The following is a 12,346-nucleotide window of genomic DNA, read 5'->3' on the forward strand; positions in this document are numbered from 1 at the left end:
TAAAGAAAGGCGTTCAGGCTTATGAAAAGAAAAATCTATGACATGCTCTTAAATTGGAAGCATGGAGAATGCGGGCGTACAGCCGTGCTCATTGACGGCGCGCGGCGCGTAGGCAAAAGCTATATTGCAGAGCTATTTGCCAAGTCAGAGTATAAAAGCTATGTTCTGATTGATTTTAACCGCGCTCCCAAAGAAATCATGGATTTATTTATCAACTATCTGCATGATCTGGACACTTTCTTTTTATATCTTGCCAGTTTCTACAATATCAAATTATACGAACGCGAAACTCTCATTATCTTTGATGAGGTTCAGCTTTTTCCCAGAGCCCGGGCCGCCATTAAATATCTCGTAGCAGACGGACGCTACGACTATCTTGAAACAGGTTCCTTAATGACCATTAAAAAAAATGTTAAAGATATTGTTATCCCTTCCGAAGAGCGCCATCTCAAAATGTATCCTCTGGACTTTGAAGAATTTCTTTGGGCACTGGAAAACGATACCCTCATGGACTTCATCAGAATTTGTTTTCAGCAAAAAAAGCCCTTGGGGCAAGCTCTTCACAGAAAGGCAATGGATTACTTCCGCCAATATTTAATTGTCGGCGGCATGCCGCAGGCCGTCGCTGCCTATACGCAGACACACGACTTTGACCGGGTTGACCGGGTAAAACGCGATATCTTAGAGCTGTACCGCGCTGACATTGTAAAGCATGCAGAGGGCTACGAAATGAAGGTTGCACAGATCTTTGATGATATCCCCTCACAGCTGCAAAAGCATGACAAAAAATTCAGACTTTCTTCCCTAAAAAAAGAAGCGCGCTTTCGCGATTATGAAGACGCATTATTTTGGCTTTCCGATGCCATGATCGCCAATATCTGTTACAATTCTACAGCGCCTAGCATCGGCCTAAAGCTCAACATGGACCGAATGACCCTCAAATGCTATATGGCAGACACTGGCCTGCTCATCAGTCACGCCTTTGATGAAAACGGCATCGTAAGCGAAGAAATCTATAAAAAGCTTTTATTTGACAAGCTCGAAGTCAATAAGGGCATGATCGTAGAAAATATTGTAGCGCAGATGCTCACTGCCAGCGGGCATAAGCTGTATTTCTATGCAAATGCCTCGCGCACCGATGCCAAAAGCCGTATGGAAATCGATTTTCTAATCGCCAAAAACAAAATCAGCAATCGCCATAATATTTCGCCCATCGAAGTAAAATCAAGCAAAAATTATACACTATCCTCTCTGCAAAAATTCAACCTCAAATATGCCGAGCAGCTCCATATTCCTTATGTGCTGCATATGAACGATCTAAAAGAAGAAAAGGGCATCACTTTTCTTCCCTTGTATATGACACCCCTACTTTAACCACAACTCTGCAAAGGAGGCTCCATGGAAGATTTACTGCAAAACCTTAATCCCGCACAGCGGGAAGCCGTGACCACGACCGAAGGCTTTGTCCGCGTCATTGCCGGCGCTGGTTCCGGTAAAACGCGCGCACTTTCGCATCGTTTTGCCTACCTCGTAAACGAGCTCGGCATCATGCCCGGCAACATCCTGTGCGTCACCTTTACCAATAAATCGGCCGCCGAAATGCGTCAGCGCATCCACAATCTGACCGGCGACAATGATACCGGCTACATCAACACCTTCCATGGATTTTGCGTCTCCATTCTGCAGGAGGACAGCCACGCCGTCCAGTACCCAAAAAGCTTTTTGGTACTCGATAACTCTGATATCGACTCCATGCTAAAACTCATCTACGAGGAACGCAGTCTCACGCTGCGTGAAATGACCTTCGCCAAGGCCCGGGATATGATCGAAATCCGCAAGCTAAGCAAAAATCCTGACTATTATCTGGATATGATCGCGCTCCCCCTCGATACGCTGCACCAAAAATATCTGGACGCGCAAAAGCCAGAGGACATCATCTTCTACGGCTATCTCTATCAGGAGAAAAAATGCTTTGGCCTGGATTATAATGACCTGATCAACTTTTCACTCTATATCTTTGAACAAAACGCCGAGATCAAGCTCAAATGGCAGAAACGCCTGCAGTATATCATGATCGATGAGTTTCAGGATATCGATTCGCTGCAGTACCGGCTCATGAGCATTCTCTGCGCCTATCATAAAAATCTTTTTATTGTCGGCGATCCCGACCAGACCATCTATACCTGGCGCGGCGCTAATGTACGCTATCTTCTTCATTTCGATGAAGCCTTTCCGAACGTGCAGACCATTATGATGATGCAGAACTATCGTTCCACACCGGAGATCATCGCCGCCGCCAACTCACTGATTCAGACAAATCGTGACCGCATTGCCAAAGAGCTGCTGCCCACCCTTTCTTCCGGCTCTGCCGTGATCTGCCATTTTGCCGATACCGCGCAGCAGGAGGCTGCATGGATTGCCGCGCAGATTCTGCAGCTGCATGAGCGCGGCACGGCTTTTCGCGATATCACCATCCTGTACCGCGCGCATTATGTGACGCGCGCCGTGGAGGAAGGTCTGCTGCAGAGCAAGATTCCTTATACCATCTATAGCGGCGTTCAGTTTTTTGACCGCATGGAGATCAAGGATGCGCTTTCCTATCTGCGCCTTATCGCCTACCATGATGACCTATCCTTCCGCCGCGTAGCGAATGTGCCCAAGCGCAACCTCGGCAAGCGCCGCATGCAGTTTTTGGAGGATTATGCGGAGCAGAATCACTGCTCTCTCTATGAGGCGCTTTCGCGCACACTCGATCATGCCATTTTTAAGGGCACGCAGGCTGAGCAGCTGCTTCAGCTGGTCGAGACCTTTGGCACTGCCTATGCGTCCCGCCCCATTTCGGAGCTGCTTTCCGACGTGCTCGATAAAAGCGGCTACGAGGCTATGCTGCGCACAGAGGGCAGTCAGGTGCGCCTCGACAATCTGGCCGAGCTCAAGCAGGCCATCTATGAATATGAAACCTCCTGTGGCGAGGAGAGCACGCTGGAGCACTATCTGTCGCACATTGCCCTTTTCACGAACAGCGACGCGGCCGACACGGGCGATAAAGTCAAGCTGATGACCATTCACGCTGCCAAGGGCCTTGAATTTCCGATCGTATTTCTCTGCGCTATGAATGAGGGCATCTGTCCCTCCCGCAAAATCAACACGCGCGAGGCCATGGAAGAGGAGCGCCGCCTCGCCTTCGTTGCCATCACGCGGGCAGAGCAGTCGCTCTACCTTTCTTCGGCCCAAGGCCGCAACCTGGACGGCTCCCCCCGCTATCCTTCGCGCTTTTTGCTGGATATCGACGATTCGCTTTTATGCTATACGTCGCCCCCGCGGGACGGCCTGATTGCCGAAACGCGGCAGTATATCCGCATGAACAGCCGCTTTCTAGAGCCTAATGTGCAGAATGCTTTTAATCCCGGCGACCGCATACGCCATGCGGTTTTCGGAGCCGGCACCGTACTGGAGGCGGATCTTACTGCCGGCGCTTATATCATTCAGTTTGATGCGGTCGCGACGCCGCGCAGCATTGCTTTTCGGGTGAAGCTGACAAAGCTATAAGTTTCTTCCTCAGCGGTTAAGCCAAGGATAAATCCGCTGTTCCCCTATAACTTTGAAAGAACATGATATAATAAATTGGAATATAGACGATTTTTCCTTTGGTTGTCACGGACCGCTCATTTGATACAACAAAGGCCTTTTTAACATGATAGTCTTCATTCTGCACAAATGCATTCAGCGCACTGTGAACGCGATAATCTTTACCTGACTTGACTTCAATCGGAACGGCAGATAAGCTATCATAATCATCAATCAAATAATCTACTTCTCCCCGGCTGCGATTATCATAGTAGAACAGCTTATATCCATGTGCAATCAATTCGCTGGCCACAACGCTCTCATATACTGACCCCAGATTGATACTCTTTTCACCATCCAGAATAGCTCTGATATTGTTGCCATATAAAATGCCTGTTAAGATTCCCACATCATTTAGATAGAGCTTAAGCAAGTTCTTGCCGCTGGACTCGATCAACGGGAATATAGGATTGGATATCGCCTGTACTCCCAGCGCGATTCCTGCGCTGATTAAATATTCAAATTCATCCTGATAGTCATGAAAGGTTTTCCCTTTTTTATTTTCAATATTCTGCGCGATCACACGTTTCTTTTTGTTTTCCATATTGGACGGAATCAGATCATATATGCGCCGTATCTTTAGTTTTCGCTCTTCATCATATTTAGAAGCATCCGCCGCATAATAATCGTGAATTTCATTTTGAATCTCCCTCACAAGCTGAATATTTTTATCATAAAGATAGGAATTGACTGCATCCGGCAATCCTCCCACAAGCAGATACTTGCGAAATAAATCCATCATTTTGTTATGCATCGACTCTTCAAGCGCTTCTAGCCTTTCAAATTTCTTCTGCATTGCAGAAATGACTAGTTGATTCATTCCATTTGCATACAGAAACTCTTCAAAATCCAGCGGAAACATTCTCACTTTGCGGATGCTGCCCATGGGGATCGAGGTAGTCTGAGACAGCGTAACCCCCAGCAACGAGCCGCTGGCAATAAAGTGATATTTGTCATCCTGTGACAGAAATTTTAGAAGTGTCAGCAGATGCGGATACGCCTGAATCTCATCAATAAAAATCAGCGTATTGCTCTTTTCCTTCATTCTGTCACCAGCAATCATACTAAGCTGAAGATAGAAATCCTCTATTGTTTTTGTATTCTCAAATAACCGAGCCCCCAATGAGTCCTCGATCATATTAACTTCTATGAAATTTTCAAACAGTTTCTGCCCTGCATGGCGAATGATATAGGTCTTCCCTACCTGCCTCGCTCCGTCAATTAAAAGAATCTTTTTTGAGTCTGACTTCAAATGGGCTTCTATGACCCTCTCTATTTTGCGATATAACATACTGCAGCACCTCACAAATGACTTTTCAAATAAATTATAAGCCAAAATAATCAACTTTTCAATATATTTTACGCTCATTTTCACTGACTTTTCAATACTATATGCTTTTTTAGGTTCTTATATGTACCGTCTTTATCAAAAAATCAACTTAGTGCTTGACAAATTTTCCTGCCTGTGCTATTTTAATACACATAAATCAACGAGGAAGAGTGAGTAGTCATTTCCAACTTCTTTTCAGCGAGCTGCCGGCGGTGAAAGGGCAGCAAGAGGCGTTATGATGAATGGGCTTCTGAGAGCAAGCAGAACAGATAGTATGTGCGCCGGAGTAAACGCTCCGTTATCAAATGTTTCCGTATGATGGTACGGGCAAAGGCGGGCGAATTTTATTCGTCAAGCAGGGTGGCACCGCAGGTAATCGTTTATTCACCTGTCCCGGCATAATTTAATATCCGGGACAGGTTTTTTATATGCTCCTGTCTCGGACACAAATCATATGAAAAAGGAGACAGATCATCATGAGCAAAATTCCCTACAAAATCTACTTAGAAGAAAACGAGATCCCCAAGTATTGGTACAATCTGCGGGCCGATATGACAAATAAGCCGGCTCCCCTGTTAAACCCCGGCACTCTGCAGCCCATGACGCTGGAAGAGCTGAGCGGCGTATTCTGCACCGAGCTTGCCAAGCAGGAGCTGGATGAGACTACGCGTCTCATTGAAATTCCGGAGGAAATCCGCCAGTTTTATACCATGTACCGTCCTTCGCCACTGATGCGTGCCTATCGCCTTGAGAAAGCACTGGGAACACCGGCTAAGATTTACTATAAATTTGAAGGCAACAATACCTCTGGCTCTCATAAATTAAATTCCGCCATTGCGCAGGCCTATTATGCTAAAAAGCAGGGCCTTAAAGGTGTAACCACCGAAACCGGCGCTGGCCAGTGGGGCACTGCGCTTTCCATGGCCTGTTCCTATTTTGATCTGGACTGCAAGGTATTTATGGTCAAGGTCTCTTATGAACAGAAACCTTTCCGCCGCGAGGTAATGCGCACCTATGGTGCTGACGTTACGCCCTCTCCTTCTATGACCACTAAAATCGGACAGAAAATTCTGGCTGATCACCCCGGCACTACCGGATCCCTTGGCTGCGCCATTTCTGAGGCTGTAGAGGTCGCCACCTCTACTCCCGGATATCGGTATGTACTGGGCAGCGTGCTGAATCAAGTCTTGCTGCACCAGTCCGTCATTGGCATGGAGGTCAAAACCGCTTGCGACAAATATGATATTAAACCGGATACCATCATTGGTTGCGCCGGCGGCGGCAGCAATCTGGGCGGTCTGATCGCACCGTTTATGGGCGAAAAGCTGCGCGGCGAGGCTGATTATCGCTTTATTGCCGTGGAACCTGCCTCTTGCCCGAGTTTTACACGCGGTAAATTTGCCTATGACTTCTGCGATACGGGTATGGTATGCCCACTAGCTAAGATGTATACGCTTGGCTCCGGCTTTATCCCTTCGGCTAACCACGCCGGCGGCCTGCGCTATCACGGCATGACTACCACGCTGTCGCAGCTGTATCATGACGGCCTCATGGAGGCTACTGCCGTGGAGCAAACAGCTGTGTTTGAGGCTGCCGAGCAGTTTGCACGCACCGAGGGGATCCTGCCTGCGCCTGAGTCCAGCCACGCTATTCGCGTTGCCATTGACGAAGCGCTGCGCTGCAAAGAAAAAGGTGAGGATAAAACCATTCTCTTCGGCCTGACTGGCACCGGATATTTTGATATGCTGGCCTATGAAAAATTCCACAATGGTCAGATGAGCGATTACATCCCCACAGATGAGGATCTGCAGGCAGGCTTTGCCGGCATTCCTAATATTGGACTATAATATAAGTCGCTGCTAAATATACGATATGAAGAGGCGATACTTTTAATTAAGGGAAGCATAATTTATATATCTATTTCATATAATTTTAATGGAAAGCCCTATTGACTTTCCTCCTTGCACTTGCTAGAATGTAGATACAAGGAAGTTTACCACTGACCGATATGTGGTATATAAATGGTCGGGTTGAAAGTTTACCGCTGACCGACATGCGGTATATAAATGGTTGGGTTGAAAGTTTAAGTCCTTCGCTTTATGGTGAGGGACTTTTTCATAATGAGGACAGTCAAATGAAAAAAACAGGTTTTTATATTATCCAAGACAGATTCTTTGAAGATATGCAGGACCCATATCTTAAAGGAAATAAGGCAGAAAACAGACCTCATTATTACTGTTTTGAAGATACAAATACTGGGATATACTGGATGATTCCACTATCTAGTCGCATCAATAAATACAGACAGATTATAGAGAGAAAAGAAAAAGCCGGAAAACCCTGCGATATTCTCTACATCGCCAAATTGGATGACGGCCGAGAAAGTGCATTTTTGATACAGGATATGTTTCCAATTACAGAAGAGTACATAGAGCGGCAATATACAATTGCTGGAAATCATTTAATGCTGACAAGCGAACACACCGCTAAAAAGATTGAGCAAAGAGCAAAAAAGGTCATGGGTATGCTGAAGCGCGGCATAAAATTTACCCCAACACAGCCGGATGTTACAGCGATTTTGGAGAAATTAGGAAAACGCAGATAATGGCGTTTCTGATGGATACACATTGTGGAATATTTAATATTGATTTAGTAGGAGGATTCATCATGCTTCGATCTCGACTTCGAGCCCTTTGCCTTACCCTGCTCCTGCTGCTCTCCCTTTCTTGTACCGCCGGATGCAGCGCTAACAAGGAGGCTCTGTCCATTCCAGCTTTGGCACAGCAGATGCTGGAAAAAAAGGAAGACATAGCAAGTCAGTTTAACCTACAGACAGATGATTATACCGCAGAGCAGGTAAATGCCTCTTCTCAGGAAGAAAAGCTTATTCTGAATACTCCCTATTCCTTCGCTGGCAACGAATTTGCCGTCTCCCTCTACATCGTTTCAGAAACCGACGAACGGCTTCCTGACTATAGAGGGTGCATGTATGCCTTCAATTTAACCCTTAAAAAGCCTGACAGCGAGGTCAGCGCCGAACAGTTTGCTGAAATCGCGGATCAGGCCGTCCAAGAGCTGAATGAGCTCCTGCCTACAATCGGAACGATCGAATACCAAGCTGCGTCGTACAGTGAATCATCCGATCATGCAGCCGCCATTACGGGTGGAAAGAGCACCAGCGATATGCAGGTTATCCGGATGGAGGACGGGCGCCGAATCGATGTAGCCATAGCGCCTTTTTATTACTCGGCTGAAGGGTATTATGAATTGCAGATTAAGTTTAACGGAGCCACAGAGCTCATCAAACGTTAAATTCCATTGCAAAAAGACAGGATCATCCATTCACAGATGACCCTGTCTTTTTTTCCTTATTTCATTGAAAACTGAAACATCTCATATACCAGCTCGCTGCCCTCATCAATCTCCGCCGGCAGCAGCGCCCGCGCCACCAGAAACAGCTCTTCCTCCGGCTGGTCTATACGCGCCAGATGTGCATAATCGCCGTCAATCAGCTTTACTCTGTATTCTCTGCGCTCCATTTATTCACCAAACTCCGCCGCTGCCTTTTTCATCATCTGCCGAATCGGCAGCTCATACGGACAGCGCTTCTCACATGCCCCGCACTCTATACAGGCCGAAGCCTTCACCGGCATCGCACCATAGCGCGCCTTAGCCCACTCCGCCAAGCCATACCGCTCCAGATATCCCTGCATCAGGAACACATTCGGAATCTGGATTCCCACCGCGCAGGGCGCGCAATAGTTGCAGCGTCTGCAAAACTGCGTTCCCAGTGCATCACGAACCTGTTGAATCCGCTGTTTCTCATCGTCCGTCAGCGGCGCCGTATCCTGCACCGCGGCTATATTCTGCGTTAGCTCCTCCGGAGCCGCCATGCCAGGGATGACCACGGTCACATCCGGATTTGATGCAATATAACGCAGCGCTAAGGTAGCATCCTCAATGGCACCGCCTGCCAGCGGCTTCATGTCAATAAAGCCAATATTTTTCTCTGTACAGGCCTTAATCAGCTCTTCCCCCTGACTTTCCACAATATTATAGGGGAACATCATCGTTTCCACCCAGTCAAGGCTGAGCGCCTTCTCAAACACCTCGCGCGAGTGAGCCGTGAGACCGATATGGTCAATCTTACCCGCCGCGCGGGCCTCCATAAGCGCCTCTAGTGCGCCGCCCTCGCCCATAACCTGCTCCAGCTGCTGCAGGTTGGGATTATGTACCTGGTAAAGATCAATATGATCGGTGCGCAGGTTACGCAGGCTGATCTCGATGTCGCGGGCCATTTCTTCTTTGGTGCGCGCCATGCTCTTTGTTGCCAGCACAAAATGCGCACGGATACCTTCGAGTGCCTCGCCCAGGTATTCCTCGCTCACGGTATAGCCCCGGGCCGTATCGATATAATTGACTCCAGCCTCCATCAGCTGCTGCATGAGCACTTTGGTGCCGGCCGCGTCGATCCGCTGAATGGGGATCCCTCCGAAACCTAAGCGCGAAATTTTTAACCCTGTTTTACCTAAAATTCGATATTCCATCTGTTTTCCTTTCTCTGCATTGCTTAATTTTTAAAGCAGGCAACAGCGCGCTGCCTGTGATTTTCTTCGTTTTTATAATTTTACCATAGTCCTGCTGGCTTTACAAGCTTAGCCTCTTGAGCTTGTATCTGCATATAACGCGGTATCTCAAACAATTATAAGTATTCTTTCCCTTGACAGTAGTTTTCTTTTTATGCTACCATCGTCTCAATCAAATTCAGAAAGGATGAAAGCATGTTCAACTAATCTATTTTCGCAATATCAGAAATTCATTCCCTGCCATGGTCATATTCTGGCTTTTTTCTGTTATCGAAAATAGGTATTGTCACTGCCCTTTCATCTGCCTGCGTTTTGCATCTTTTGAATAGGACTACGTGCCCCTGTTTTTGCATAGCCGAAAACAGGGGTTTATCTTTTACCGCAAAATGGAGGTATTTATGCTACAAATTCAAAATTTAACGCTCACGCATCAAAAGGATCTGCGTACCATCATAGAAAATTTTACGTTCAGCCTGCAGCCCGGCGACAAAGCCGTGATCATCGGCGAAGAAGGCAACGGAAAATCCACGCTGCTCAAATGGTTATATGATCCTGCGCTCATCGAGGGCTATGCGCAGGCCAGCGGAACTCGGCTCCTCGAGGGCTCTCTGCTCGGGTATCTCCCTCAGGAGCTTCCCGAAGCCGACAAAGATAAAACCGTCTACGAATTTTATGCGCAGAGCGCGGCCTTTTTCGACCAGACTCCGCGCGAGCTTGCACGCATCGCCATGCAGCTTAGTCTCCCTCCAGAATTTTTCTATCTGGACCAGCCGGTGCATTCCCTCTCCGGAGGGGAAAAGGTCAAAATGCAGCTGGCACGCATTTTAATGGAAAAGCCCGATATCCTCCTGCTCGACGAACCCAGCGGCGACATTGATATCGAAACTCTGCAATGGCTTGAAACTTTCATCAGGGACAGTCCATTTCCTCTGCTTTTCATCTCACATGATGAGACGCTCATCGAAAACACAGCCAACGTGATCATTCACCTTGAAAAGCTAGAGCGCGGCCGCTCCGTCCGGCACACCATCGCGCGTCTGTCCTACCGTGACTATATCCAAAAACGCAGTGCCCAATTACAAAAGCAGACACAGCTCGCATATAACGAAGAACGAGAATACCGCAAACAGATGGACCGGTTCTATCATATTCAGCAGCAGGTCGAGCACGACCTAAGGACCATCACCCGTCAAAATCCCCCTGGCGCCCGCCTGCTCAAAAAGAAAATGAAAGCCGTTAAGTCTCAGGAACGCCGCTTTGAACGGGAACACGAAAACCGTACGCAGGTCCCTCACACCGAGCTAGCCATCATGATCGCCTTCGATCCCGGCACTGCCCTGCCCGCCGGCAAATGCATCCTCGATCTTTCCTTAGACCACCTTGCGGTGGGAGAACGAACGCTGGCCCCTGCTCTGTCGCTGCGCGTCATGGGCCGTGAAAAAATTTGCATTGTCGGGCGCAATGGCTGCGGCAAATCTACACTCATGAAGCAAATTGCAGCTGTGCTGTTTCCGCGCACTGACTTAAAGGTCTGCTATATGCCGCAAAATTATGAGGATCAGCTGGATCTGTCTCTATCGCCCTTAGAATGGCTCGCCATTACCGGAGATAAAGAAGAGCTCACGCAAATCCGCACCCATCTGGGAAGCATGCGGTATACTCCTGATGAGATGTTTCATCCTATGCGTGAGCTCTCCGGCGGCCAAAAGGCCAAAATTCTGCTGCTCAAAATGATTTTATCCAAAGCAAATGTACTGCTGCTCGACGAACCCACCCGCAACTTCTCGCCGCTTTCTAACCCCGTCATTCGTGAGGTACTCAGCGCTTTTCAGGGCTGCGTGATCAGTATCTCTCATGACCGAAAATATATCGATGAGGTCGCCGATACCGTCTATGAACTTAGTCCGCAGGGCTTACTCAAGAGGCCTTAAATCACATCTGCAAGGACTAGGGCAAATAAGATGCAAGTGATTAGCACCAGCACGGCAATGATCATTACAGAAGCGCTAACCTTACCCGAAACCTTCTCCTCTGTCTGCTCGCTGGCGGGCGCCAACCCCGCTTTTCTCAATGTTTTGACTACTGGCTTATATAAAAGCACCGTTAAGCCTGCATTCAGGCCGCCCTTTAGCAGATTGAACGGTAAAAACGCTGTGGGCAGCATAGCGGCCACTGCTTCCCGCGGATATCCCATATAGATTGGCGTGAGCAAATAATTCCAAAGCAGCATCACGATCACCATAGAGCATACGCCAACCAAAAGTCCAATCACCGCTCCTTTAAGGGTATGATTCTTCTTATAAATCAGAGCCGCTACAAAGGCAAAGCTGCAAGTCGAAACCAAATTCATCACAGCACCGATGATCCCGGTATCGCTCACGGTAAACATTTCAATCACCGACACGACTGCCGATATCGCAAATGCCGAAAGCGGTCCAAAAATAAAACCGCCAATCGTAATGATCACATCTTTAGGATCATACTTCAAAAAAAGTACGATCGGAATGCGCCCCACAACCATGACCAAATAAGCAAGTGCTGCCAGCATGGCTAATGTTGTTAACTTTTTTGTTCTTGAGATCTTCATTGTTTTCCCTCCTGGTTTTAAATTAAATAACACCCGGAAATATATATCTTCCAGGTGCAAAAACCAGGCATAGAAAACCCAGTTACGCCTTCTACCATCCAGACTGTACTGTCGGTTTCGGAATTGCACCGAATCAACCGCCTAAGCGGGTCGCAGACTTTTACTGCCGGTAGGGAATTTCACCCTGCCCCGAAGACACTATTTCCTATATATTGA

10 protein-coding genes and 1 riboswitch are annotated in these 12,346 nt (G+C 47.7%); of the genes, 6 read left to right on the plus strand and 4 right to left on the minus strand.

Features of this window, described 5'->3' with window-relative positions; translation table 11 throughout:
- The first annotated feature begins 21 nt into the window (after positions 1–21).
- Together HFE64_00205 and HFE64_00210 are read left to right on the plus strand one after the other, a co-directional pair.
- Positions 22–1,374 (plus strand): ATP-binding protein, encoded by a 1,353-nt coding sequence (locus tag HFE64_00205; protein MCI8631897.1) that lies wholly within the window; start codon positions 22–24, stop codon positions 1,372–1,374.
- A gap of 24 nt (positions 1,375–1,398) precedes the next feature.
- Positions 1,399–3,549 (plus strand): UvrD-helicase domain-containing protein, encoded by a 2,151-nt coding sequence (locus HFE64_00210; GenBank protein MCI8631898.1) that lies wholly within the window; start codon positions 1,399–1,401, stop codon positions 3,547–3,549.
- 16 nt (positions 3,550–3,565) lie between these two features.
- Here HFE64_00210 and HFE64_00215 read toward each other — a convergent pair whose 3' ends face one another.
- On the minus strand, positions 3,566–4,918 hold the full coding sequence (locus HFE64_00215) for an ATP-binding protein (protein MCI8631899.1): 1,353 nt from the start codon (positions 4,916–4,918) through the stop codon (positions 3,566–3,568).
- A 509-nt stretch (positions 4,919–5,427) separates the two neighbouring features.
- Here HFE64_00215 and HFE64_00220 point away from each other — a divergent pair.
- The 3 genes from HFE64_00220 (at position 5,428) to HFE64_00230 (ending at position 8,269) form a co-directional block, all read left to right on the plus strand.
- On the plus strand, positions 5,428–6,804 hold the full coding sequence (locus HFE64_00220) for a TrpB-like pyridoxal phosphate-dependent enzyme (GenBank protein ID MCI8631900.1): 1,377 nt from the start codon (positions 5,428–5,430) through the stop codon (positions 6,802–6,804).
- Between the two features lie 287 nt (positions 6,805–7,091).
- Positions 7,092–7,562: a hypothetical protein gene (locus HFE64_00225; GenBank protein MCI8631901.1), complete on the plus strand. Its 471-nt coding sequence runs from the start codon at positions 7,092–7,094 to the stop codon at positions 7,560–7,562.
- Between the two features lie 62 nt (positions 7,563–7,624).
- Positions 7,625–8,269 (plus strand): hypothetical protein, encoded by a 645-nt coding sequence (locus HFE64_00230; GenBank protein MCI8631902.1) that lies wholly within the window; start codon positions 7,625–7,627, stop codon positions 8,267–8,269.
- 56 nt (positions 8,270–8,325) lie between these two features.
- On the opposite strand, the gene HFE64_00235 is transcribed toward HFE64_00230, so the two are convergent.
- Positions 8,326–8,496: a chorismate--pyruvate lyase gene (locus HFE64_00235; protein ID MCI8631903.1), complete on the minus strand. Its 171-nt coding sequence runs from the start codon at positions 8,494–8,496 to the stop codon at positions 8,326–8,328.
- Positions 8,497–9,504: an aldo/keto reductase gene (locus HFE64_00240; GenBank protein ID MCI8631904.1), complete on the minus strand. Its 1,008-nt coding sequence runs from the start codon at positions 9,502–9,504 to the stop codon at positions 8,497–8,499.
- 437 nt (positions 9,505–9,941) lie between these two features.
- Here HFE64_00240 and HFE64_00245 point away from each other — a divergent pair, with 437 nt between their 5' ends.
- Positions 9,942–11,474 (plus strand): ABC-F family ATP-binding cassette domain-containing protein, encoded by a 1,533-nt coding sequence (locus tag HFE64_00245; protein ID MCI8631905.1) that lies wholly within the window; start codon positions 9,942–9,944, stop codon positions 11,472–11,474.
- Here the strand turns inward: HFE64_00245 and HFE64_00250 are convergent.
- The gene (locus HFE64_00250) at positions 11,471–12,130 is read right to left on the minus strand and encodes an ECF transporter S component (protein ID MCI8631906.1); all 660 of its coding nucleotides are present in this window, start codon (positions 12,128–12,130) and stop codon (positions 11,471–11,473) included. The two genes, HFE64_00245 and HFE64_00250, sit on opposite strands and share 4 nt — an antisense overlap.
- Positions 12,131–12,212: 82 nt before the next feature.
- A riboswitch (FMN riboswitch) is annotated at positions 12,213–12,331 on the minus strand.
- Positions 12,332–12,346: the final 15 nt, after the last annotated feature.

The sequence above is a fragment of the Lachnospiraceae bacterium genome (assembly GCA_022794035.1).
GTDB lineage: Bacteria > Bacillota > Clostridia > Lachnospirales > Bianqueaceae > CALWPV01.